This is a genomic window from Burkholderia sp. 572 (genome assembly GCF_040545135.1).
GTDB classification, from domain to species: domain Bacteria; phylum Pseudomonadota; class Gammaproteobacteria; order Burkholderiales; family Burkholderiaceae; genus Burkholderia; species Burkholderia cepacia.
In genome coordinates, this window is record NZ_JBEPLH010000032.1 from 55,814 (window position 1) to 79,891 (window position 24,078).

Sequence of the window (24,078 nt, forward strand, 5' to 3'; positions counted from 1 at the left end):
CAGTATCCTGCGTGCGCGCCGCGTCCGTCGCTTGTCGTGCCGGGCGCGCGGGCCCGGCCGGAATGTCGTATTTGTAACAAACCGATGTGAAAACATCAACTTTCCGTGTGCCCTTCCGGCACACGATCCGTGGAGTCCTGAAACATGCCGCTTTCCAACGCCCAACTCGCTCAAACCATCGATCACACGCTGCTCGCGCCCGACGCGAGCGACGCGCAGATCCGCGACCTCTGCCGCCAGGCGGCCGAGCATCGCTTTTACTCGGTCTGCGTGAATTCGGCGAACGTGCCGCTCGCCGCGCGCGAGCTGGCCGATACCGGCGTGCTCGTCTGCGCCGTGGTGGGTTTTCCGCTCGGCGCGGGGCTGTCGGCCGCCAAGGCATTCGAAGCCACCGCCGCGATCGCGGCGGGCGCCGGCGAGATCGACATGGTGATCAACATCGGCGCGCTGAAGAGCGGCCGCGCCGACGACGTGAAGGCCGACATCGAAGCCGTGCACCGTGCCTGCGGTGCGGTGCCGCTCAAGGTGATTCTCGAAACGGGGCTGCTGACCGACGACGAGAAGGTGCGCGTGTGCGAGATGTGCCGCGATCTCGGCGTCGCGTTCGTGAAGACGTCGACCGGGTTCGGCCACGGCGGCGCGACGCTCGCGGATGTCGCGCTGATGCGCCGCACGGTCGGCCCCGTGCTCGGCGTGAAGGCATCGGGCGGCGTACGCGACCGCGCGGCCGCGCTGGCGATGATCGAAGCCGGCGCGACGCGGCTCGGCACGAGCTCGGGAGTGGCGATCGTCACCGATCAGGGCGGCGTCGAATCGGCGTATTGACGACGCGGACAACCGACGGCTGCGGTGGTGCACCTCGCGCCGCCGCCGCTGCTACCGCGCGCGTTGTCGATCCTCTTCAGCGGCCTTGCAGTCGGCATGGCCGTCGCGTCGTCGATCCGGTTCCATGCACGTAACGCACAGCTTCAGATCGATAGAGCATCCGTGGCCCGTATCGCGTTGTCCTGCTGCCCGGCGGCCGGCCATAAAATAACTTAGTTAGCCGAATCATCTGCGATAAACAACGATCACCTATCACTCAATTAGAGAGATTCAATTGGCATCGCGCATGTCGACGAGACTACAGTTCGGCGGGGTCTTCCCCCGAATTTCATCCAAGGAACCTCATCGATATGTCAAACACCGCGAATCGCTTCTTGCAGAGCATGATTGCCGCGGCCTGCGTCGCATTGGCCTCTTCCTCACACGCTGCCGAACTGACGCGCGACAACGGCTCGCCCGTCGGCGACAACCAGAATTCGCAGACAGCCGGGCCGAACGGGCCGGTGCTCCTGCAAGACTCGCATCTCATCGAAAAACTCCAGCGCTTCGATCGCGAACGCATCCCCGAGCGTGTCGTGCATGCCCGCGGCACCGGCGCGTTCGGTGAATTCGTGCCGAGCGCCGACATCAGCGACCTGACGACGGCCAAGGTCTTCACGCCCGGCACGAAAACGCCCGTATTCGTCCGCTTCTCGACCGTGATGGGTTATCGCGGCTCGCCCGAGCAGGCGCGCGATCCGCGCGGTTTCGCCGTGAAGTTCTATACGGAACAGGGCAACTGGGATCTGGTCGGGATCAACCTGCCGATCTTCTTCATCCGCGACGCGATCAAGTTCCCGGACTTCGTCCACGCGAACAAGCCGAGCGCGGTCACCGGCGTGCAGGATGCGAACCTCGCGTTCGATTTCTTCGCGCACGCGCCCGAAGCAACCAGCATGCTGACCCGGCTGTACTCGATCGAGGGCATGCCCGATTCGTACCGGAACATGGACGGCTACGGCGTGCACGCATTCAAGTTCGTCAACGCCGACGGCAAGTACACGTACGTGAAGTTCCACTGGAAAAGCGCGCAAGGGATGCACGGGCTGCGCCCGAAGGACATTCCAGGTTCGATCGGCGCCGACTGGAACCTGATGACGAACGATCTGTATGGCGCACTGAAGGCGGGCAACGCACCGAAGTGGGATCTCTACATCCAGGTGCTGAAGCCGTCCGAGCTCGACGCGTTCGACTTCAACCCGCTCGACGACACCAAGGTATGGACCGGCGTGCCGGAGCGCAAGATCGGCACGCTGACGCTGAACCGCGTGCCGGACAACTACTTCGAGTCGACCGAGGAATCCGCCTTTGCCCCGTCGCGGATGGTGCCCGGCATCGAGCCGTCGGAAGACCGGATGCTGCAGGGCCGGATGTTCTCGTACGCCGATACGCAGATGTACCGCCTCGGCGCGAACTTCAACCAGTTGCCGATCAACCGTCCGCGCGTGCCCGTCACGAACAACAACCAGGACGGCGCGATGAACTTCGGCGACCGCAAGGGTGAAGTGAACTACGAGCCGTCGGCGTTGAACGAACTCGCGCAGAATCCGCGTTACAAGTCGGTCCAGACGCCGCTTGCCGGCACGACGCAACAAGTCGCGATCCGCAAGACGCTGAACTTCCGGCAGGCTGGCGAGTACTACCGCATGCTGCCCGCGCAGGAGCGGCAGGATCTGGTGACCGCGTTGTCGGGTGACCTGAACCACGTGACGAACGACGCGAACAAGTACGCGATGCTGTCGTACTTCTACAAGGCCGATGCGGACTACGGGACGCGCCTGGCGCGTGCCACGCATGCCGACCTGACCCGCGTGAAATCGCTCGCCGACAAACTCGTCGAGAACTGATCGGGTAATCCCGCGAAGGCTGCCGGTGCGGCCTTCGCGTCCCGACCCATCGATCCGATTGCGCCGCGCGGCCATGCGCGGCGCGCATTGCTGATGAAGAATCGACTCCGAACCGCCCTCTCCCGCGCGCTCGCGATCGCCGGAGCCGCCGTGCTCGCGGCCTGCGCACAAACCGCACCAACCGCACCGCCCGCGGCCGTGCCGCACCCCGATGCGCACGCCGACCTGCGCCGCTATGACGACGCGTGGTTTGCCGCCGCGCGCCTCGGTCGCATCGACATCCTGCAGGCACTCGTCGACGCGCGCTATCCGATCGACGCGACGACACGCGAAGGTTATACGGCGGTCATCCTGGCCGCCTACCGCGACCAGCCCGCAACGCTCGACTATCTGCTGCGCAACGGCGCGGACCCGTGTCTCGGCGATCGTCACGGCAACACGGCCCTGATGGGCGCGCTGTTCAAGGGCGAGACCGCGATCGCGAAGCGGCTGGCCGGCACGCACTGCCCGATCGACCAGACCAATCACGCCGGCGAAACGGCGCTGTCGTTCGCCGCGCTGTTCGGCCGCCTCGACATGCTGCCGGTACTCGTCGCACATGGCGCGAACCCCGATCACGTCGATGCGCTCGGCCGCACCGCACTGCAGAACGCGATCCTGCAAGGCAACGACGCCGCGGTTGCCGCACTGGAAAAGGTTGGCGCGACACCGAATGCCGATGTGACGTTACGCTCGAGGCCGTGACCGCTCGACCTTGAACCGGCCGTCAAGGGCATGATCTCCGAACGGCAAAGGCAGGCACCGACGGTTTCGACGAAGGCGCCTCTTCCGCCCGCTCCGCGACATCGGCACAATGCCGGTCATGCGCCAAGACAACGCCTTCGTTTACCCGTCCGCCGGCCCCGTCGGCCGCCTCGCCAACCGGCTCGTCGCGAGCCGCCCGCTGCTGCGCGCACGCCGCGCGCTGCTGTCGCGGCTGCCGTTCCTGCAACTCGCGAGCGAAGTCGAGAACGTCGTGTACTGCACCTGGCTCGTCGATGTCGCCGCCGTCGCGCACCTGGTGCCGCGCGGCGTCACGCTCGCGAGCCGCGACGGCCGCACGCCGTTCACGATCCTCACCTATGCGCACCGCCATTTCGGCCCGCGTATCGCGGGCCCGCTACGACGCGTGTTCCCGTCGCCGCTGCAAAGCAACTGGCGGCTTTACGTCGATGCGCTGCCGGGTGGCGTGCCGGCCGATCGCACGGTGCTGTTCGTGAAGAACGTGTTCGATCATCCGCTCTATGCGCTCGGCAGCCGGCTCTTCAGCGACGCGCTGCCGTCGCATCTCGCCGCGCGCTTCACCCATGGCGTGCAGGACGGGCGTTATCGAACGCTGCTGTCAGGCGGGACCGGGAGCGCGCCCGACTTCCACTGCTCGGCGGCCGTATCGAACGACGACACGCTACCCGCCGCGTTCGCGCCGTTCTTCGGAAGCTGGCGCGACGCCGTCGCCTACCTGTCGCTGCAGCACGCGGCCGTCGCGCATGTCGCGGACTGCGACGGCCTCGCCCATGCGTCGATCGACCTGCCGATCGACATCGATGCGGTCCGCCCGCTGAAACCGGTCGAACCGGTCGGCGGCGGCGCCTTCCTCTCGCGGATCGGCGCGACCGGCGAACCGCTGTGCTTCGTCGTGCCGGATGTTGCGTTCCGCGTGTTGTCGGAGCGGGTGCTGTAACGCCCCGCTCAACCCGCGCGCCGCGCGTGCGCGGGTGCGTCCGCGTCGCGTTCGTCCGCCAGCCGCCCGAGGTAATCCCGCACGAACTGCCCGGCAATCCGCCCCGACCGCGCACCGCGCTCCAGCGCCCACTGCAGCGCCGGTTCGCGCGCCGCGCGGATCTGCTCCGCATCGAACCCGGCTTCGCCGAGCCGGCTTTCGACGACGGCCAGGTACGCATCCTGCGTGAACCCGTAGAACGTCACCCAGATCCCGAAGCGCTCGGACAACGAAATCCGCTCCTCGACCGCGTCGCCCGGATGCAGTTCGCCGTTCTCCGCGCGCGACACGTTCGCGTTGTCGCTCGCCTGCTCGGGCATCAGGTGGCGGCGATTCGACGTCGCGTACACGAGCACGTTCGACAGGTCGCTCGCGACCGAGCCGTCGAGCACTGTCTTGAGCTCCTTGTAACCGGTCTCGCCGGCCTCGAACGACAGGTCGTCGCAGAACACGATGTACCGCTCGGGCCGCGCACGCACCAGCTCGACGATCGCCGGCAAATCGCTCAGCCGCTCCTTGCCGACCTCGATCAGCCGCAGCCCGTGCGGCGCGAACGCGTGCAGGCACGCTTTCACGATCGACGACTTCCCGGTGCCGCGCGCGCCGGTCAACAGCACATGATTGGCCGCGAACCCGCGCACGAACTGCCGCGTGTTCCGTTCGACGATCGCCACCTGACGCTCGACGTTGCGCAGCGCATCGAACGTTATCAGCGCGGGCGCCGCAACCGGTTCGAGCGGCGCCGTGCGCGGCCCGCCGTCGAAACCGCGCCAGCGGAACGCGACGGCCGCGTCGAAATCGACGGCCGCCGGCCGGCCGGTGCCCGCGAGTGCCTCGAGCGCGGTCGCGATCCGTTCGAGCTGATGCGCGAGCGCCGGACCGTCGACGGATGCGTGCGCGTCCGGCAGCGCGGCCATCAGGTTCTGCATGTCGCGGTCGCCGCTCATTGCCGTACTCCCTGCGACGCACTCGCGTGGAACGGGAACCGCTGCGCGATCGCCACGCCGACGAGCGCGACGCCGCCGCCGGTCAGGTGATACAGCCGCAGCGATTCGCCGAGCAGCACGATCGCGCCGCCGGCCGTCATCACCGGCAGCAGGTTCATGAACATCGCGCAGCGGCTCGGGCCGAGCAGCCGCACGCCCTGCATCCACAGGTACGGCAGCACGACCGACGCCAGCACGCCGGCATACAGGATCAGCGGCACGCTCGCGCGGGTCGGCCACGCCGCCTGCGGGGGCAAGCGCAGCAGCATCGGCACCATGAAGACGAGCGCGGCGAGCGCCTGCACGTAGGTCGACTGCCACGCCGGCAGCGCGCCGATGCGCCAGCGCTTGAGCAGCACGCCGTACAGCGCATACGCGGCCGACGCGGCCAGCATCAGCAGGTCGCCCGCATGCACGCCGCGCGCGGCGATCGTCGTCGGGTGCCCCTCGGCGATCAGGTAGACGACGCCCGCGAGCGACAGCACCCCGCCGCCGATCATGCCGGCCCCCGGCGGATCGCCGAGCAGCAGCGAGCTGAGCGCCATCGTCATCAGCGGCACGAGCGCCGTGATGATCGCCATGTTGGTCGCGCTCGTCGTTTTCGCGGCCTCGTAGGACAGACTCTGGAACAGCGCCATCGCGAGAAAACCGAGCACCGCGAGCTTCGGCAGGTGCGCGACGAGCGCCGCACGGTTGCGCCATGCGGGGCGCAGCGTGAACACGCTCATCAGCGCGACGGCGAGCAGCAGCCGGTAGAACGTGATCGCCGACGGGTCGATCGTCGATGCCGACAGCTTCGACACGACCACGTTGCCGGCCCACAGCGCGATCGCGCAGAAGGGAAACAGAAAAGGAGGCTTGTTCATCGCGTTTGACGGATTAATATCGTGGCAGGGTGCGGGCGTGAATCGGAACGCCATCGTGCCCGCCCGCCCAACTGCCTGTCTCACGCCAAAATGTCAGGACTTGTCGCCAATCGGACACTCGAGCCCACCCCGCCGCTTGCGCACCTGCGCTACGAATCGACGCCGATGCCCGTGTCGGCGATGGCGGCCGCGTACCCGCACGGCACGTCGATACCGACGCACTGCCATCGCCGCGCGCAACTGCTCTATGCGATCGAGGGCGTGATGCACGTGCAGTCCGAAGGCGCGTCGTGGGTCGTGCCGCCCACGCGCGGCGTGTGGCTCGAAGCCGGCCTCGACCACACGGTGCAGATGAGCGGCGACGTGCAGATGCGCACCGTGTTCGTCGAACCGGGCACGGTCGAGCACCTGCCCTCGCGCAGTTGCGTGGTGGAAGTGCATCCGCTGCTGCGCGAGCTGATCCTCGCCGCGGTCGACGTGCCGCTCGACTACGCGCCGGGCTCGCGGCACGATCACCTGATGCACCTGCTGCTCGCCGAGGTGACGGTCGCGCCGCTGCTGCCGCTGTACCTGCCGTGGCCGCACGACGCACGGCTGCGGACGATCTGCGACTCGCTCGTCGCCGCGCCCGACGATCCGCGCACGATCGCCGAATGGGCCGACCGGCTCGGCCTGTCGGTCCGTACGCTGCATCGCGCGTTCCGGCGCGAGACGGGGCTCAGCTTCCGCCGCTGGCGGGAACAGGCGCGGCTGCTGCTCGCGCTCAAGCGCCTCGCGCACGGCGAGAAGGTGCTGACCGTCGCGATGGATCACGGCTACAGCAGCCAGAGCGCGTTCTCGGCGATGTTCAAGCGGCATTTCGGCGTGTCGCCGTCGGCGTTTTACGCGTAGCGCGTAGCGCGCGGCCGTGCGCGACGGGGGCGCTACCGCGCCGCGATCCCCGCGATGAAGAACACGCATGCGGCGGCCGACGCGACCGTGCGCACGTGATTCCACCTCGTCCAGTCGTGCACGTAGCGCGTCCACAGCGCGGCGCCGTGCGCGGTCGACGGATCGGCCGCGGCGAGCGCATCGTTGAGCGGCACGTTGACGGCCATCGTCACCGCGAACATGCCGAACACGTACAGCACGCCGCCCGCGAGCGCCGCCATCGCCCCCGGCTGGCCGCGATCGAGCAGCGCGATCACGACCAGGGCCAGCGCCATCAGCGTCGTGACGAGGAACAGCGGCATGAACGGCGAACGCACGATGTCGACGTTGATCGCATTCATCGCGGCCACGCCGGCATGCGGCGCGATCCGTCCGAGCGACGTCATCACGAACGTCGAAAACGCGAAATACACGCCGGCCATCAGCCCGCAGCCGATGGCCGAGCCCCACAGCAAGACGGGCGTCACGAACGCGATCATGATCGTGCGCTCCACACGCCGGTCGCGGCCGTCGCGCGCGCATAGTCGGCGAAGTCGCGTGCCGGCCGCCCGAGCGTCGCTTCGATGCCGTGCGTCACCGCGCTGTTGCGCCCGTCGAGCACCACGCCGAACAGATCGTCGAGCAGCGCGACGACCGGCTCCGGTACGCCGGCCTCGCGCAATCCGGCCGCGAACGCATCGGCCGGAATCTCGCGATAGACGACCGGCCGGCCGGCGGCCCGCGCGATTTCGCCGACCGCTTCGGCGAACGTCAGCGCGCGCGGGCCCGTGACCTCGATCACGCGGTTCGCGAAGCGCGCATCGGTGAGCGCGGCCACCGCCACGTCCGCGATGTCGTCCGCATCGACGAACGGCTCGCGCACCGCGCCGGCCGGCAGCGCGACTTCGCCCGCCAGCACGCCGTCGATCAGGTAGCCCTCGGAGAAGTTCTGGTTGAACCAGCTCGCGCGCACCACGCCCCAGCCCACGCCCGACGCCTGCAGCGCAGCCTCCGCCGCCTGCGCGCGCGGCTCGCCGCGCCCGGACAGCAGCACGACGCGCTCGACGCCGCTTTCCCGCGCCAGCCGCGCGAACGCGGCGATCGCCTCCACCGCGCCCACGACCGCCAGATCGGGCTGGTAGGTCACGTACGCGGCCGACACGCCCGCGAGCGCGGCGGGCCACGTCTCGGGCGCCGTCCAGTCGAAGCGGACGGCCGACGTGCGCGACACGGGCCGCGTCGCGATGCCGCGCGCGCGCAGCCGTGCATCGACGCGGGCGCCCGTCTTGCCCGAACCGCCGACGATGAGGGTGGGAAGTGCCGACATGACCGTCTCCTTTGACAAAAATGCGAGAATGTCTCGCGTTTCGAAAACACGATAGACTCTCGCATTAGCAACGTCAAGTTTTTCTGGAGGCGGCATGGGCCGACAAAAATCGGGGCAAAACGACGAGCCCGACGCGGCGGCAGCGGCATCGGATATGCCGGCGCGCGCGCGACTGGTACCGACGCAGCAGCGCAGCCGCGAGCGGTTCGAGCGCATTCTCGCGAGCGCGTCGGAGGTGATGATCGAGAAAGGCTGCGACGCGTTCCGGATGAGCGACATCGTCGAGCGCACGGGCATCTCGTTCGGTTCGCTGTACCAGTACTTCCCGGACAAGGCGGCCGTGATCGGCACGCTCGCGGAGCGCTACAACGAAGCCGGGCACGACTGCGTGCGGCGCGATCTCGCCGCGATGAAGTCGCTCGACGACCTGCACGCCACGCTCGCCCGCATCACGGACAGCTATTACCGGATGTTCGTCGACGAGCCGCTGATGCGCGACATCTGGCGGGCCACGCAGGCCGACCGCGCACTGCAGGCGCTCGACCGGGCGGACGGCGAGTTTCTGGCGGGGCTGTTGACGGATGCGCTGCGGGAACTCGCACCGGCGGTGCCCGACGCGCAGTTGGCGGCGTTCTCGGAATTGACGATGGTGTTGATCGCCGCGGCGGTGCGACATGCGATCGAGTTGCCGCCGAAGGCGGCGCGCAGGATTCTCGCGATGTTCAAGCAAACATTGCCGGAAAATCTTTCCGTGCTTGACAGCTAGGCCGCGCACGAATTTCATAACCGGGAAATTCCCATTCCTCGTTCATTATTGAATATTCGACAATATAATTACAAAAAAAACCAAGGGCGCAACGCGAGACCGCGGCGCCCGCATCCCTGATTCCCCGTTAAAACCGATTCAAAGCTCCGCGACGCTCGAAAGCGCGGAGCTTTCGTTTTTTTGCGCAATGCAATCCGCTTCGTGAAGCGACGCGCGTTTCGCGCCGGTGAACTCCGCGACGCTTTATTCAGCGTTGCGGCAGCCAGACTCCGCCGGAGTCAACAAATCGCGAGATGATTTACCGGAATAGATTAATTGAAAAATGACGATGATCAATGGAATCGATTTCAATCAATAATCACAATCATCCATCGATTCTTCCATTTACTTTTCAATATTGCTTCCGCTAAGCTTGCGCCAGGATTTTTTTGACGCCGACCAGATTGATCGACGAATTTCAGATTCAGGCTAATTTGAATTAAACCGATCGATTATTGTTTATTTTGAAAATCAAATGAGACGATATCACTCCACCGAAACCGGCCAGCCTTCATCCGGTTGACCGGGCACGCCGTGCGTCGCTCGGCGACAGGTGCCTGCCGCCCCGACCACATCTCTTTGGCATCGCGACTCAGGCTGCGCGGGCTGCGTCCGGTCATGGCGCACGGCCCACGCGGCTCCGCACCGCTATCGCGAACTTCGAACTCACACTCTTGCGAGCGCTGACGATGGACGACTTTTGCCGCGCGAATTTGCCCCCTGCCGAGGATTGGCCGACGTTCGTCTTCGAATTGCCGGGGCTGCAGTTTCCGCCGTTTCTCAATTGCGCCGCCGCGCTGCTGGATACCGCCGTCGACGAGCGCGGCTGGGGCGATCGCGTGGCGATCACGACCGGGTCGGGCATCACGTGGTCGTATCGCGAATTGCGCGATGCCGCCAACCGGATCGCCAATCTGCTCGTCCATGACGGGGGCCTCGTGGCCGGCAATCGGGTGCTGCTACACGGCGCGAATCACCCGATGCTGGCCGCCGCGTGGTTCGGCGTGGTCAAGGCCGGCGGCGTCGCCGTCGCAACGATGCCGAAGCTGCGTGCGGGAGAACTGTCGACCATCATCGGGCGGGCCCGGGTCACGCACGTCATCTGCGAAGCCGGGCTGTCCGCAGAACTCGACGCGGCGATGGCAAGCCTGCAGTGGCGCGGCGACGTTCGACGCTACGACACGGACGACACGCATCCGCACGCGCGCTGGCTCGACGGCCATTCGGCGGCATTCGCGGCCGCCGAAACACGCGCGGACGATCCCTGCCTGATCGCGTTCACGTCGGGAACGACCGGGGAACCGAAGGCAACCGTCCATTTTCATCGCGACGTGATGGCGGCCTGCCACTGCTTTCCGCAGCACGTGCTCCGGCCCACGGCCGATGACGTCTTCTGCGGATCGCCGCCGCTCGCGTTCACGTTCGGCCTCGGCGCGCTGCTGCTGTTTCCGGTCAGCGTCGGCGCGAGCGTCGTGCTGTTGCCGAAAGCGGGCCCGGAACAGCTGCTGGCGGCCGTCGAGCGGCATCGGGTCAGCATCCTGTTTACGGCGCCGGCGGCCTATCGGGCCATGCTCGACCATCTCGACCAGCGTGACCCGTGCGACATCTCGTCCCTGCGCAAATGCGTGTCGGCTGGCGAGGCGCTGCCGCCATGGACGCGCGATGCGTGGCAGATCCGCACCGGCCTGCACCTGATCGACGGCATCGGGTCGACCGAGATGCTGCACATCTTCGCGTCGACCGGCGACACCGGCACGAAGGACGGTGCGATCGGCAAGGCGGTGCCCGGTTACCGCGTTGCCGTCGTGGACGAGCACGGCCAGTGCCTGCCGCCCTACGAGATCGGCTACCTGGCCGTGCAGGGGCCGACCGGATGCCGCTACCTGAACGACACGCGGCAACGCGACTACGTCAAGCACGGCTGGAACCTGACGGGCGACAGCGCCTACCTGGACGAGGACGGCTATCTGTTCTACCAGGCACGCGCGGACGACATGATCATCACCTCCGGCTACACGGTGTCGCCCGGCGAAGTCGAGCAGGCGCTGCTGCGCCATCCGGATATCGCCGAATGCGGCGTCGTTGGGCAAGTCGACGAACGGGGCGGCACGCTCATCTGCGCGCACGTGGTGCTGCGCCCGGGCGTCGACGGCTCGGATGCGTTGACGACGCAGCTTCAGCAGCACGTGAAAAGCGTGATTGCGCCATACAAGTGCCCGCATCGCGTGGCCTATCACGCCGCCGGTTTGCCGCGCAACGAATCGGGCAAATTGCGGCGCGCCGTGCTCCGGCAGGCGGGTCATGGCGCGACGCGTTCCCTGAATCAAGCAGTCCAAAGCGAAGAAATCCTATGAAAATTCTCGGCGCCGCGGCGGCCGTTCCGGCCCCCGCGACCACCGCGCAATCCTGCGCGAACGACTACGCGATCAAGGCGGCCAGGCAGGCGCTGCAACAAGCCGGTTGCCTGCCGTCGGAACTGGATCTGATCGTCAGCCTGTCGATCTCCCCCAGCCGGATGGCGGACGCCCCGTCGATCGCAGGCCCGCGCCTGGCGCACCCCGTGCAGCGCGACCTGCGTGCGCGACATGCGGCCGTGTTCGACCTGCTCGATGCGGACTGGACGCTCGCACTCGATCTCGCGCAAAGCCATTGCCGGCAGCTCGGCTATCGGCGCGCGCTCGTCGTTCGCGCGGAAGCGCTCGCGGACGTCGAGCAGGTGGCCGAGAGCGGTTTCGCCGACGGTGCGGGCGCGATCGTGCTGACGCCGTCCGGCCATGACCGCGCTTATGCGAGCCGCTACGCGGATCTCGATTCCCCGCCGTTCGCAACGCTCGACGCGCTTGCGCCCCGGCGCGTGAACGGCAGCCTGTCGCTGGCCCGCTTCGAAAGCCGGTTCGATCGCACCACCGGCCGGTTCGACGCCGAACCGGCCAATGCGGGCGCCGCGGTCAACGCGATGCTCGACGCGGCGCAAGGCCGCATCGACCGGCGTGCCGCCACGCTGTTCTGCGAATCGTGGCTGGGCGGATGGCCGTCGATCGCCACCGGCGCGCGGGATGCTTTCCGCGTCGACGTCGTCACCGGTCCGGCGGAGATTCCGAACCCGTTCCAGCTGCCCGCGTGGCTCGCGTCGCGCGTCGCAGATTCGATTTCGTTGCGCGACGATGAACGGACGGTGATCGCCATGACACTGGACCCGTTCCGGCCGCGCATCGCCTGCAGCACGATGGAGGTCTGACGGTGCACAACGTCCGAATCGCAAGTCTCGCCTGCCGCCTGCCGGCACGCCAGGTCCCCAACGACGATCCCGTCTTCGCGGGCGTCGAGCCCATTCCGGCGGAATGGTGGCAATTCTGGGGCATCGAATCGCGCCACATGATCGACCCCGATGCCGGCGAATCCGAGCTGGCGCTGGCCGAGCGCACGGCACGCGACGCCCTCGCGCGTGCCGGCGTGGAACCCGCCGAACTCGACCTGGTGCTGTTCAACATGACGTCGCCGTTCGTGTCGCTCGCCGACGGCCGGCGCCGGTTCGCGCCGCGGCTCTCGCGCGCGCTGCGCGACCGGCTCGGCGCCACGCGCGCGCTCGATGCCGATATCGAGATGGAATGCGCGAGCTTCGTGCTGCAACTGCAGCTTGCCGCCAACCTCATCAAGCAAGGGCGCGTGAAACGGGCGCTGGTGTGCTCGTCGGAGCGCATGTCGGCGGTGGTCGACTACACGAGCAAGTCGTCGACGAACTTCGGCGACGGCGCGGCCGCGGCCGTGCTCGTCGCGGAGCCGGCCGACCCCGACGGCGCCGACTGGCTGGATGCCGCATATCACAGCGACGCCACCCGCTACGACCTCGTGACGATGCAGTGGCGCAATGCGCAGGCCGCGGCCGACGACGACGCGGAAACCGGCGCCGACAACCCGTTCGGCGTGTATTTCACGCTCAAGCCCGAAGCGCAGGAGGCGATCTCGCGTTTCATGCCGGTGGCCATTCCCAATATCGTCGAGCGGCTGCTGCACCGGAGCGGCACCGGCATCGCCGACGTCGATGCGATGGTGTTCCACCAGCCGTCCGCGCTGCTCGTGCGCTCATGGGCGCAGCGGCTCGGGCTCAGGTCCGATCAGTACGTGATTCGCGTGGCCGATTGCGCGTGCCTCGTGTCGGCCGCCGTGCCGTTCGCGCTGGCCGAGTCGATCCGGCAGGGCGTGATCCGGCCGGGATCGAAGGTCGTGATTGCCGGCGCGGGCGCCGGCTGGGGCTTCGGTGCGCAATTGTGGCGCTGGGGCGAAACCGTCGTGTCCGATGAGGGCAGCGCGGTCGCCGCCGTGACGGAACAGGAGGGTCAGGCATGAGCGCCCGTCTCGTCATCGCCGGGTTCGGCCATGCGCTGCCCGAGCGGATCGTCGGCAACGACGAAGTCGCCGGCATGATCGACACCAGCGACGCGTTCATTCGCGAACGCACCGGCGTCGTCGCGCGACGTTATCTCCGCCCCGATCAGCATCTGGCGGATCTCGCCTGCCCGGCCGCGGAACGCGCCATGGCCGACGCGGGCGTCACGGCGCACGACGTCGACCTGCTGATCGTCAACACGCTGTCGCCCGATCATCACGATCCGTCGCAGGCGTGCTACATCCAGCCCCGGCTCGGTTTGCGGGAGGTGCCGTGCTTCGATATCCGCGCGCAATGCAGCGGCGGGCTCTACGGGATCGAGATCGCGCGCCACTTCCTCGCGAGCGGCCTGTATCGCAACGTGCTGCTGGTCTGCGCCGAGGCGCTGTCGCGGCGCATCGACACGAGCAACGCCGGGCGCAACCTGTCGATCCTGCTGAGCGACGGCGCCGCCGCGCTGCTGCTGCAGGCGACGGACGAGCCGGCGCGCGGGCTGATCGACCTGACGCTCGGCGCCGACGGCACCCAGTTCGACCTGCTCGCCACCGAGGCGCCCGGCGCGCGGCGCCCGCGCTTCATCGACGCGGACGACATCGCGGCCGGCCGCCACCACTTCCGGATGAAAGGCGCGCCGATGTTCGAAGACGCGACGCGCCGCATCGTCGACGCGTGCCGGCAGATGCTCGACAAGCACCGGCTGACGATCGGCGATATCGGTCTGGTCGTGCCGCACCAGCCGAACCTACGCATCCTCGACGCGGTCATCGAGCGGCTCGGGCTGCCCCGCGAGCGCTGCATGATCTCCGTCGATCAACTGGGCAACATGGCGAGCGCGGCGTTTCCGGTCGCGCTCTCCCTCGCCCGCGAGCAAGGCCGCATGCCGGCCGGCCAGCTCAACCTCCTCGTGACCTACGGCGCGGGCGCGACATGGGCCTGTGCGCTCTATCGGAGCTGAACGACATGCTGAACGCATCCCCCGGGTGGATCGAGCCGCGGCTGGCGCTGATCGGCACCGCCGACGTGCCGCTGTACGTGATCGTCAACGACGAGGCCGCGACGCTGATCGAGGGCGGCCTGAGCGGCATGACGGCGCTCGTATGGCAGCAGCTTCACGACCTGCTGCGGGACTTCGGCGGCATCCGGCATTTGCGCTACTGGCTGATCACCCACTCGCACTATGACCATTGCAGCCTGCTGATGACGCTCAAGTCGCGCATGCCGTGGCTCCACGTGTCCGGTTCGCCCGACGCGTTCGATGCGTTCCAGAGCCCGTCGGCGTGCCGCACCATCCGCCAGCTCGACGAGCACGCGTCACGGTCGTGGGAACCTGCCGCCGGCGCCGATTTCACCGAGTTGTCCGACCTGCCGTTCTACCCGGTCAATCCGGGCGCGCAGCTCGATATCGGCGACGGGATGCAGATCCGCACGATCGCGCTGCCGGGCCACAGCCGCTGCCAGTTCGGCTACTACTGCCCGCAGCTGGACATCGGTTTCGTGTCGGATGCGCTGGGCGAGTTTCAGGACGCCACCCACTGGCTGCCGCTGGTCTTTCAGGACCTGTTTGCGTACCGGCACTCGCTGGACGTCATCGAACAGCTGCATGCACCGCGGCTTGCCCTGGGGCACCACGGCATCCTCACCGGCGAGCTAGCCCGGTCGGCCGCACGGCATGCGCGCGCGTGCCTCGATGCACGCGAGGCCGACGCACGCGCGGTTCGCGGCAACGCCGCCGCCACGCAGGCACTGGCCCACCAGTGGACGGCCCGTTACGCGGCAAGAAGCGAAAAGGTCGTGCCGCGTTTCCTGCATCTCAAAAGCATGACGCACATGATCGACCTGTTCCATCGCGCCGAATAGCCGTATCCGGATGTCCGCCGCGGCAACGCACGGGCGCCGGCCGGTGCGAGGCCCCTGCTCGCTGTTTTCATTCCTCTTCCGACGACATCATGACCACTGCGACCTTGCCGACTACGCTTGGCGAATTGCTTCAGAACCGCGCCGCCACACGCGGCGACCACACCGCCTACGTGTTCCTGAGCGGGCCGCCCGAGCAGGAACGGGCCGAATCGATGACCTTCTCCGAGCTCGACGTGCGCGCCCGCCGGGTCGCCGCGCTGCTGCGGCAGAACGCGGTCGACGTCGGCGACCGGGTGCTGCTGCTGTGCCGGCCGGGGCTCGATTACGTCGGCGCCTTCATGGGGTGCCTGTATGCGGGCGCGATCGCGGTGCCGGCCTACCCGCCGCGCAACAGGCAGCATATGGTGCGGATCGCCGGCATCGTCGAAAACGCGGGCGCCGACACGATCCTCTGCTCGGCCGAGGACCACGCGCGCTGCTCGACCTGGCTCGCCGATACCGACGCGTCCGGCAGCACGCTGCTCGACGTCGGCGGCGCGCAGGCGCTGGCTCCCGTGGATTCGCCCGCCGGCGTGCAGCCGTCCCACATCGCGTTTCTGCAATACACGTCGGGGACGACGGGCACACCGAAAGGCGTGATGGTGAGTCACGCGAACCTGATCCACAACCTGGGGCTGATACGCGAATGGCTTGCGTATGACGAGTCGAGCACGATCGTCAGCTGGCTGCCGCCGTATCACGACATGGGCCTGATCGGCGTGATCCTGACGTCGCTCTACGGCGGCTTCCGCAGCGTGCTGATGGCCCCGGAACGGTTCATCCAGCATCCGTACCTGTGGCTGCGCGCGATCAGCCAGTACCGCGCGGACCTGACGGGCGCGCCCGATTTCGCGTACCGGATGTGCTGCCGGCGAGTTTCCGACGAACAACTGGCGACGCTCGACCTGTCGTGCCTGCGGGCCGCGTACAACGGCGCCGAGTCGGTGCGCGCCAGCACCCTGACGGATTTCTCGCAGCGCTTCGCGGCAGCCGGCTTCGCCGCCGACGGGTTCCTGCCGTGCTACGGGCTCGCGGAGGGCACACTGTACGTCGCCGGCCGCACGGAACGGCACCCGGTCCGCACGCTGTGCGTCGACCAGGCCGCGCTCCAGCGGCAATCGGTGGTGTTGCGCAACGAGACCCTCGGCGTGTCGCCGCAGCCGCTGGACCGCCCGGGCGAGCGGGTTCTGGTCGGCGTGGGCCGCACCGACGGCGAACAGCAGGTGATCGTGCGCGACCTGGAGACCAACGCCCGGTGCGACGACCGGACCATCGGCGAAATCTGCGTGGCCGGCCCGAGCGTCGCCGCCGGCTACTGGCGGCTGGACGAGCAGACGCATTCGACCTTCCGGCACACGCTGGCCGGCGACCGCGACCAGGCATTCATGCGCACCGGCGATCTCGGCTTCATTCTGGATGACGAACTGTATGTCACCGGCCGGCTCAAGGACATGGTGATCCTCGCCGGCCGCAACTACTACTCGGAAGACATCGAGTACGCGCTGATCGTCGGCGTGCCGGAACTGGTGCCGAACGGCTGCGCGGCCTTCATGGACGACCAGGCCGACGCGGAACGCCTGATCGTCGTGGCCGAAGTCGAGCGCACGCAGCGCAAGGGCAATCTCGACAGCTTCATCGACGCGATTCGCCAGGCGATCTGGAACCGCCTCGACATCGGGCCGAGCAGGATCGTGCTGGTGTCGCCCGGCAGCGTGCCGAAGACGTCGAGCGGCAAGGTGCGCCGCAGCACCTGCCGCACGCAGCTGCACGACGGCGCGCTGACGATCCTCGCGCAGTGGGACGTCGACGCCGGCACGCAGACGCCGGCACCCGATCGCGGGCAGCCCGCGCGCCCGGCCGCCGGTGCCGACAAGCCGGCGGCCAACGATCGCGGGCGCGACGACGCCGCCACCGTCGACGAACTGAACGACTGGCTCAGGCACTACGCCCGCATGCGGATCGATTCGCGAACCATCGACGAGCGACGCACCATTCCGCCGCACGTCGTGCTCGATTTCGGCAACCGGGGCCTGCTCGGCATGCCGATCGACCGTTCGCATGGCGGGCTCGGGCTCGGCCACCGCGACATGGCGCGCGTGTTTGCGCAACTGGCTGCAATCGATTCGACGCTGGCTTTTTTCGTCGCCCTGAACAATACGCTCGGCATCGTGCCGATCATGCAGCACGCGCAGCCCGCGTTGCGCGACGAACTGCTGCCGAGCCTCGCGAGCGGCCGGATGCTCGCCGCATTCGCGATCACGGAGCCGGCCGCGGGCTCGCATGTCCGCGCGATCGCCTCCCGCGCGCAGCGCACCGCGTCCGGCGACTGGCTGGTCACCGGCACCAAGCGCTGGAGCGGCTCGTCCGCGTGGGCGGGAATCATCAACGTGTTCGCGAAGCAGGCCGACGGCACGGGAATGGTCGGCCTGGCGGTACGCCCCGGCACGCCGGGCGTGCGGATCGGCGCCGAAGAGCTGACGATGGGCGTGCGCGGCATGATCCAGAATTCGCTGCATCTGGATCGGGCGCGGATCGGCGACGCATGCCGGCTCGGCGACATCGGCCAGGGCATGTCCGTGGCGCAGCACGCGATGAACATCGCGCGCCTCGGCATCGCCGCCGTCAGCGTGGGCGGAATGAAGCGCTGTGCGCAGCTGATGCATCGCTACGGGGCGCGGCGCGAGGTCGCCACCGGGCTCCTGCTGGACAATCCGCTGAGCCGCCTGCGCCTGGGCGAGCTGCGCGACCGCATCGACGGACTCGACGCGCTGGTCGAGCACCTGGCCACCGAGCTGGACCTCGGCGTCACGTTGCCTGAAGACTGCCTGCTGATCGCGAAGATTCTCGGCTCCGAGCTGCTGTCGCAATCCGCCGACGAGCTGATGCAGTTCCTGGGCGGCCGCGGTTACATCGAGACCAACTTCGCGCCGCAGATCTTCCGCGACGCGCGCCTGACCCGCATCTTCGAGGGGCCGACCGAGACGCTGCTGGTTCACCTCGGCAGCCGTCTGCTGAACGGAAGCGACGAGCTTCCGCGCTATCTGGAAAGCGCGCTGGGCGCCGGCGTGCTGGCCACGGAGCTGCGCGAGCTTGGCGCCCAACTGTCGCAGGACGGGCTCGCCAATGCGGCGAAACTCGGCGGCGCCGCGCATGCCGCCGTCTGGGTCAATTACTGGCTCGGCACGGTCGCGCAATGGGGATTGCTGCTCGCGGTGACCGAACGTGCGGCTGCGCAGCAGCGCATCGGTGACGGCGCGCTGCGCTGGGCGCAGCGCCGGTACGAACTCGCGATCGAGGCAGCGCAGCGGCAGGTCGGTCTGCGATCCGCACTGACCACGTCGGCGCAATTGCACGACTGGGCCGCGCGGATCGGGCTCGAGATCGGCGCGATCGAGCAAACGGTCCCGGGTGCAAGCCAGCTCGTCGATCCGTTGCTGGACGCCAATCCCGGCGAGCACCCGGCCACCGGCATGCCCGACACACCCGACACGCCGGCCGACGAAGACGCCGGTTCGGCACCGGCCCCGATCGCGAGCGAGCCGGCGAGCCTGCTCGATCGCCAGCAGGTTCATGCCGTCGAACAATGGCTCATCGCGTGGCTGGGCGAGCGCCTCAAGCACCGCAAGCTTCGATTGACGCGCGAGTCGACGTTCGCCGAGATCGGCTTCGACTCGATCCTCGCCGTCGAAATGACGATCGTATTCAGCGAGGCGTTCAGCGTGAGCGTCGATCCATCGGCGGTCTGGGACTACCCGTCCATTCGCGCGCTGGCCGCCCATCTCGCGCCCCGTACTCGCGGCGCCGCGCCGGCGGCGGTCGTGGCGCACGCCGATCCGGATGCCCCTTCAACCTTTGCAGCCCAACCTTCGATCCTGTGAGACCGTCCAACATGCACGCCCGATTCGACCTTGGTGATTCCACCACCGCGCTGGCCCGGCAGCTCGAACACTATCTCGACGCCTATCCCGACGAAACGCGCACGTTGCTCGGCCTGCCGGCCGGCGCCGCGATTGGCGTCGAGGTGCTCGACGAGGAACTGCCCGTCAGGCTCGAACAACACACGCATGCGGCTACGCTGCGCATCGGCCGGCACGACGCACAGCGCGTGATGGCCTACACGCGCAGTTGCAACTGGGCCAACGGCATCGTGCTGGTGCCGACGCTGGCGCGCCTGGTGTTTGCCGGTGCGTTCGACGGTCTGCGGGCCGGAGCGCCCCGCGCGATGCGCGCGTTCGCGGCGTCCCGCCAGCCCGACCCGACCCGTAACCTCGGGATTCTGTGGGGCGCCTTCAACCTGCTGAGCCTGGCCGGCTGGCTGACCCTCGATCGCGGCGACGAAGACGCCGAATATGCGCTCACGCCCGCCGGCGAATATGTCGTCGCGTGTGTCGAGCACGCCCGGCCGCTGTTCGAGCAACTGGCGAATGCAACGTCGGTGCTCCAGCATCTGCACGCACTGTGTCATCGAACGCGCGTGGCGGCCGAAGACAGCCTGCTGTATGCGCGGCTCGCGCGGGCCTGCGTGGCGGGCTGGCCGGAGCTTGCGCCCCCGGCCACCGACCTGGAGCGCCAGGTGAACGGACAGCTGCGCACGGCGATGGACGGCCTGCTGCTGGGCCCGACCTGGGTCGCGCTCGACATGCCGGTGTTCGACAGGCAGCCGGATGGCCAGTACGTGCAGTCGGCGCCCGGCATCCTCGGCAAGCTCGACGAGCAGCCCGCCGGGGTCGCGGTGGGCGCCTGGACACAGGCGGACCCTGTCGTCCTGGACGCGGCATGGGCGCTGATGGGCAAGTTCGGCATGGTGGAAATCGACCAGGGAAAGGTGCGCCTCACCGAGTCGGGCCGGATTCACCGTCCGATCGCCGCGCCTTATGCGGGGCTGCCCGCGTCGTATCTGCGTTCGTATGCGCTGCTCGACGAGCTCCTGTTCGGCAACCCCGATCCGCTCGATATCGACAGCGACGGCCACATCGATCGCGTGATGAACGTGTATGCGTCGAGCGGCGCCGGGTCGGGACCGGCATCGCAGGAAATCACGACGAAGATCCTGCGCGAGCTGTTCGACGACACGCCGCTGGATCGCCAGCCCGCCGGCATCGCCGACATGGGCTGCGGCGACGGCAGCGCGGTGAAGCGCCTGGCGGAATACGTCATCACGTCGACGCGGCGCGGCCGGCACCTCGCCGACTATCCGCTGCTCGTGATCGGCGCCGACTACAACGCATCCGCGCGCGGCCGCGCCGCCGCCACGCTATCCGCGCTGAAGGACATCCCCGGCGTGCAGGTACGCGTGATCGCCGCCGACATCTCCCAGCCCGACCGCTACGACGAAGCCGTGGCCGACAGCGGCCTGACCGTCATGCAACCGGACGGCAGCGTGCGCCCGGCGCGGTTGAGCGACCTGCTGCACACCTTCATGTTCCTGGTCCACAACCGCCGGCTGGGCATCCGGCGCAAGGACGCCGCCGAAGCGATCCTCGAGCGCCATCTCCGCACCGTCGATCGGGCACGCCTGCGCGCGGTGATCGACCAGCACTATGCGGGGGCCTTGACGGTATCGGATCAGGAAGCGTTGCCGATCGGGCTCGAACAGATCAAGCGCGCGTTCAAGGTCGCGTACAGCGACGCGGAAGGGCTCGTTCCCGGTTACGTGGCGGCTGCGGATCTGATCGATTTCCTGACCCGCTGGAAACGCCACGCGAAGCATGGCTTTCTCATCGTCGAAGGACATAGCCCGTGGGCGGAGAACCTGTGCGCGCGGGCGCCGGGCGGCCCGGACACGTGGTTGCGCACCGAGCAGCTTCCGTCGGTGTTCAACTGGGGCATGCATTTCGTGTCGCGCCAGTTCATGGCGCCGTTCAACGAATTCACGCTCGCGCTGACCCTGGCCGGCCTGCGCCCCGACAGCCCGATTTACGGGCGGATTCATCCGGAAGGATTCCCGGCGCCCGATCTGCTGAGCGACTACCGGTTCTTCAGTATCGCGAACTACGTCGACGATACCGCCGTTGCCGATTGACGGTCCGTTCGGTGCCACGCGGTACGCGGCGACGGCCGCAAATCGCATCAAGAAAACACCCCGGAGGCTGGATCGGTGCCCAGTCTCCGGGGTGCGGGTGCGCGCCGTACTGCTCGCCGGTTTCATGAATGCCCCGGATTCACACAGGGGCCTCCACGCAACCGGCGCCCGGCTCGCGCATCAGGCGCTGTAGTTGTACACCCCGCGCCCCGTCTTGCGGCCGAGCCGCCCGGCGGTCACCATCTCGCGCAGCAGCGGGCACGCACGATACTTCGGGTCGCCGAAGTCCTTCACGAACACGTCCATCACCGCGAGGCACACGTCGAGGCCGACGAGGTCGGCCAGCGCGAGCGGCCCGATCGGGTGGTTCGCGCCGAGCTTCATCCCCGCGTCGATCTCCTCGGCCGACGCGATGCCTTCAGCCAGCACGAAAAACGCCTCGTTGATCATCGGCACGAGAATCCGGTTCACGACGAAGCCCGGCGAGTTACGCACGCCGATCGGCGACTTGTCGAAACGCTCGGTCAGCTCGCGCACCGCCGACGCGGTCGCTTCGCTCGTCTGCAGCCCGCGGATGATCTCGACGAGCGGCATCAGCGGCACCGGGTTGAAGAAGTGCATGCCGACGAAGCGCGCCGGATCGGCGAGCGGCGCAGCGAGCGCGGTGATCGAGATCGACGACGTGTTGGTCGCGATGATCGCGTCGGGCCGTGCGACGGCCTCGATCTGCTTCAGGATGCGGCCCTTCAGCTCGACGTTCTCGGTCGCGGCTTCGATCACGATATCGACCGACGCGAGCTGCGCGTAGTCGGTCGACGTCGTGATGCGCGCCAGCGCCGCATCGCGTGCGGCCGCATCGAGCTTGCCCTTCGACACGAGCCGCTCGAGGCTGCCCTTCAGCGTCGCGACGCCCTTCTCGAGCGCGGCGTCGCTGACGTCGATCATCACGACGTTGAGTCCCGCAACGGCGGCGGTCTGCGCAATGCCGTTGCCCATGGTTCCGGCGCCCACGACGCCGACAATTTCGATGGCCATGAAATTTCCTGTGTGTTCGGGTGCTGAGCGGTCGATTATCAGATGTTCTCGAAGATCGCCGCAATCCCCTGGCCGCCGCCGATACACATCGTCACGAGCGCGTAACGCCCGCCGATGCGCTTCAGTTCGTACAGCGCCTTGACCGTGATCAGCGCACCGGTCGCGCCGATCGGGTGACCGAGCGAGATGCCCGACCCGTTCGGGTTGACCTTCGCCGGATCGAGGCCGAGCTCCTGCGTGACCGCACATGCCTGGGCGGCGAACGCCTCGTTCGCCTCGATCACGTCGAGATCGGTGATCTTCAGGCCCGCGCGTTCGAGCGCCTTCTGCGTGGCCGGCACGGGGCCGATGCCCATGTATGCCGGATCGACACCCGCGTGCGCATACGCGACGAGCCGGGCGAGCGGTTTCACGCCCTGCGCGCGCGCGGCGTCCGCGCTCATCATCAGCACGGCCGCAGCCGCGTCGTTGATGCCCGATGCGTTGCCGGCCGTCACCGTGCCGTCCTCCTTCTTGAACACCGGGCGCAGCTTCGTGAAATCGTCCGCGCTCGCGTCGTGACGCACGTGTTCGTCGGTGTCGAACGCGACCTCGCCCTTCTTCGTGCGGATCGAGATCGGCAGGATCTGGTCCTTGAAGCGCCCTTCCGCGATCGCGCGCGCCGCGCGACGATGCGATTCGAGCGCCAGCGCGTCCTGCGCGTCGCGCGAGATGCCGTACTTCGCCGCGACGTTCTCGGCGGTCACGCCCATGTGGATCGTCTGGAACGGATCGTGCAGTGCGCCGAGCATCATGTCGACGAGCTTGCCGTCACCCATGCGCTGGCCGAAGCGCGCGGCCGGCACCGTGTACGGCGCGCGGCTCATGTTTTCCGAGCCGCCGCCGATCGCGACGTCGGCGTCGCCGAGCATGATCGTCTGCGCGGCCGACACGATCGCCTGCAGGCCCGAACCGCACAGGCGGTTCACGGTCAGCGCTGGCGTGTGCTGCGCGACGCCGCCGTCGATCGCCGCGACACGCGCGATATACATGTCCCTCGGTTCGGTGTTCACGACGTGGCCGAACACGACATGCCCGACCGCATCGCCCGACACGTTCGCGCGCGACAGCACTTCGCGCACGACTTTCGCCCCGAGGTCGGTCGGCGAGAAATCCTTCAGGCTGCCGCCGAAATCGCCGATCGCGGTACGGACACCGCTCACCACCACGACTTCTTTCGCTGCATTGCTCATCGTCTCACTCCGGTTCGTTCGCGCCCGCAGGCGCGGGGATACGTTGCGTTACATGTTCGGGTAATTCGGCCCGCCACCGCCTTCCGGCGTGACCCACACGATGTTCTGCGTCGGGTCCTTGATGTCGCAGGTCTTGCAGTGCA

General features: G+C 68.0%; 20 protein-coding genes. 13 read left to right on the plus strand and 7 right to left on the minus strand.

Annotated features, from left to right (window positions below):
• Positions 1-144: 144 nt before the first annotated feature.
• The 4 genes from deoC (at position 145) to ABIC51_RS36805 (ending at position 4,431) form a co-directional block, all read left to right on the plus strand.
• On the plus strand, positions 145-825 hold the full coding sequence (gene deoC / locus ABIC51_RS36790) for a deoxyribose-phosphate aldolase (protein ID WP_124918740.1): 681 nt from the start codon (positions 145-147) through the stop codon (positions 823-825).
• Between the two features lie 383 nt (positions 826-1,208).
• Positions 1,209-2,711, plus strand: a complete 1,503-nt coding sequence (locus ABIC51_RS36795; protein WP_185625833.1) for a catalase — start codon at positions 1,209-1,211, stop codon at positions 2,709-2,711.
• A 93-nt stretch (positions 2,712-2,804) separates the two neighbouring features.
• Entirely contained in the window at positions 2,805-3,455 is a 651-nt protein-coding gene (locus ABIC51_RS36800) for an ankyrin repeat domain-containing protein (protein WP_175854623.1), read from the plus strand.
• A 109-nt stretch (positions 3,456-3,564) separates the two neighbouring features.
• Positions 3,565-4,431, plus strand: coding sequence for a DUF2071 domain-containing protein (locus tag ABIC51_RS36805; RefSeq protein WP_175854621.1), 867 nt, complete (start codon positions 3,565-3,567; stop codon positions 4,429-4,431).
• A gap of 8 nt (positions 4,432-4,439) precedes the next feature.
• Here ABIC51_RS36805 and ABIC51_RS36810 read toward each other — a convergent pair whose 3' ends face one another.
• Positions 4,440-5,387 (minus strand): ATP-binding protein, encoded by a 948-nt coding sequence (locus tag ABIC51_RS36810; protein WP_177203643.1) that lies wholly within the window; start codon positions 5,385-5,387, stop codon positions 4,440-4,442.
• A gap of 26 nt (positions 5,388-5,413) precedes the next feature.
• Positions 5,414-6,322 (minus strand): DMT family transporter, encoded by a 909-nt coding sequence (locus ABIC51_RS36815; RefSeq protein ID WP_146254771.1) that lies wholly within the window; start codon positions 6,320-6,322, stop codon positions 5,414-5,416.
• A gap of 90 nt (positions 6,323-6,412) precedes the next feature.
• Here ABIC51_RS36815 and ABIC51_RS36820 point away from each other — a divergent pair, with 90 nt between their 5' ends.
• Positions 6,413-7,213 (plus strand): AraC family transcriptional regulator, encoded by an 801-nt coding sequence (locus ABIC51_RS36820; protein ID WP_027792388.1) that lies wholly within the window; start codon positions 6,413-6,415, stop codon positions 7,211-7,213.
• Between the two features lie 32 nt (positions 7,214-7,245).
• On the opposite strand, the gene ABIC51_RS36825 is transcribed toward ABIC51_RS36820, so the two are convergent.
• Positions 7,246-7,731 (minus strand): anthrone oxygenase family protein, encoded by a 486-nt coding sequence (locus ABIC51_RS36825; RefSeq protein ID WP_027792387.1) that lies wholly within the window; start codon positions 7,729-7,731, stop codon positions 7,246-7,248.
• A complete protein-coding gene (locus ABIC51_RS36830; RefSeq protein WP_060317299.1) occupies positions 7,728-8,558 on the minus strand; it encodes a Rossmann-fold NAD(P)-binding domain-containing protein in 831 nt (276 codons plus the stop codon). The genes ABIC51_RS36825 and ABIC51_RS36830 overlap by 4 nt, the downstream gene beginning before the upstream one ends.
• Before the next feature lie 94 nt (positions 8,559-8,652).
• Here ABIC51_RS36830 and ABIC51_RS36835 point away from each other — a divergent pair, with 94 nt between their 5' ends.
• From ABIC51_RS36835 to ABIC51_RS36870, 8 genes are all read left to right on the plus strand, one after another.
• Positions 8,653-9,324, plus strand: a complete 672-nt coding sequence (locus ABIC51_RS36835) for a TetR/AcrR family transcriptional regulator (protein WP_146254770.1) — start codon at positions 8,653-8,655, stop codon at positions 9,322-9,324.
• 728 nt (positions 9,325-10,052) lie between these two features.
• Positions 10,053-11,717 carry an AMP-binding protein gene (locus tag ABIC51_RS36840; protein ID WP_146254769.1) on the plus strand — a complete coding sequence of 555 codons (1,665 nt, stop codon included), beginning with the start codon at positions 10,053-10,055 and terminating at the stop codon, positions 11,715-11,717.
• Positions 11,714-12,601, plus strand: a complete 888-nt coding sequence (locus tag ABIC51_RS36845; protein WP_146254768.1) for a beta-ketoacyl-[acyl-carrier-protein] synthase family protein — start codon at positions 11,714-11,716, stop codon at positions 12,599-12,601. Before ABIC51_RS36840 ends, ABIC51_RS36845 begins: the two co-directional genes overlap by 4 nt.
• Positions 12,580-13,710 carry a 3-oxoacyl-ACP synthase III family protein gene (locus ABIC51_RS36850; protein WP_186468230.1) on the plus strand — a complete coding sequence of 377 codons (1,131 nt, stop codon included), beginning with the start codon at positions 12,580-12,582 and terminating at the stop codon, positions 13,708-13,710. The genes ABIC51_RS36845 and ABIC51_RS36850 overlap by 22 nt, the downstream gene beginning before the upstream one ends.
• Complete coding sequence (locus ABIC51_RS36855; RefSeq protein ID WP_027792381.1) at positions 13,707-14,705, plus strand: ketoacyl-ACP synthase III; 999 nt, start codon at positions 13,707-13,709, stop codon at positions 14,703-14,705. Before ABIC51_RS36850 ends, ABIC51_RS36855 begins: the two co-directional genes overlap by 4 nt.
• A gap of 5 nt (positions 14,706-14,710) precedes the next feature.
• Entirely contained in the window at positions 14,711-15,607 is an 897-nt protein-coding gene (locus ABIC51_RS36860; RefSeq protein WP_027792380.1) for an MBL fold metallo-hydrolase, read from the plus strand.
• 89 nt (positions 15,608-15,696) lie between these two features.
• Positions 15,697-19,524 carry an AMP-binding protein gene (locus tag ABIC51_RS36865; RefSeq protein ID WP_354006958.1) on the plus strand — a complete coding sequence of 1,276 codons (3,828 nt, stop codon included), beginning with the start codon at positions 15,697-15,699 and terminating at the stop codon, positions 19,522-19,524.
• A gap of 11 nt (positions 19,525-19,535) precedes the next feature.
• Entirely contained in the window at positions 19,536-21,668 is a 2,133-nt protein-coding gene (locus tag ABIC51_RS36870; protein ID WP_226161124.1) for an AprA-related methyltransferase, read from the plus strand.
• A 180-nt stretch (positions 21,669-21,848) separates the two neighbouring features.
• Here ABIC51_RS36870 and ABIC51_RS36875 read toward each other — a convergent pair whose 3' ends face one another.
• The 3 genes from ABIC51_RS36875 to ABIC51_RS36885 all read right to left on the minus strand — a co-directional run.
• The gene (locus ABIC51_RS36875) at positions 21,849-22,703 is read right to left on the minus strand and encodes a 3-hydroxybutyryl-CoA dehydrogenase (RefSeq protein WP_175862394.1); all 855 of its coding nucleotides are present in this window, start codon (positions 22,701-22,703) and stop codon (positions 21,849-21,851) included.
• 38 nt (positions 22,704-22,741) lie between these two features.
• A complete protein-coding gene (bktB, locus tag ABIC51_RS36880) occupies positions 22,742-23,935 on the minus strand; it encodes a beta-ketothiolase BktB (protein WP_042973147.1) in 1,194 nt (397 codons plus the stop codon).
• A gap of 48 nt (positions 23,936-23,983) precedes the next feature.
• A partial coding sequence (locus ABIC51_RS36885; protein ID WP_133246935.1) for a 4Fe-4S dicluster domain-containing protein occupies positions 23,984-24,078 on the minus strand: 95 nt, incomplete at its 5' end.